At 65.3% G+C, this 369-nt stretch carries 1 protein-coding gene; it reads right to left on the bottom strand.

What is annotated here, in order from left to right; genetic code table 11:
• Nucleotides 1–130: 130 nt before the first annotated feature.
• Nucleotides 131–369 (bottom strand): hypothetical protein (locus tag AB4Y92_RS26575; protein ID WP_441822344.1); only part of this gene is annotated, 239 nt, incomplete at its 5' end.

The raw sequence follows: 369 nt of genomic DNA, 5'->3' as shown, positions 1-369 counted from the left end.
CGTTGAGACCAAGCGTCACGGCGGCCGGATCGCCCGGCAGGACCTCGAGCGCGACGAAGATCACCAGCGCTGCGCCAAGCAGCGTGGCGACGAGCGCCACGCATCGGCGCGCCAGGAACGACAGCACGACCTAGCGCCAGCGCACCTCGGCGAGCGGCGTGATCGGGAGCGGCCAATCGGTCCACATCCCGTCCAGCCCGGCCGCCGTCACGGTGATCTTCGGCAGGATGAAAAGGAAGCCGTTGACCGCATCGCGCGCCAGGATGCGCTGAGCTTGCCTGTACATCTCATTGCGCTGGCCCTCGTCGAGGGTGACGTCGATCTTCGCCATCAGCGCCTTGAACTCGGGATTCTTGTACTGGAAATAAT

The sequence above is a fragment of the Lysobacter sp. TAB13 genome (genome assembly GCF_052113885.1).
Lineage (GTDB): Bacteria > Pseudomonadota > Gammaproteobacteria > Xanthomonadales > Xanthomonadaceae > Lysobacter > Lysobacter gummosus.
Note: the sequence above shows the minus strand (reverse complement) of the source record. Positions and strands in the feature narration are given on the sequence as shown.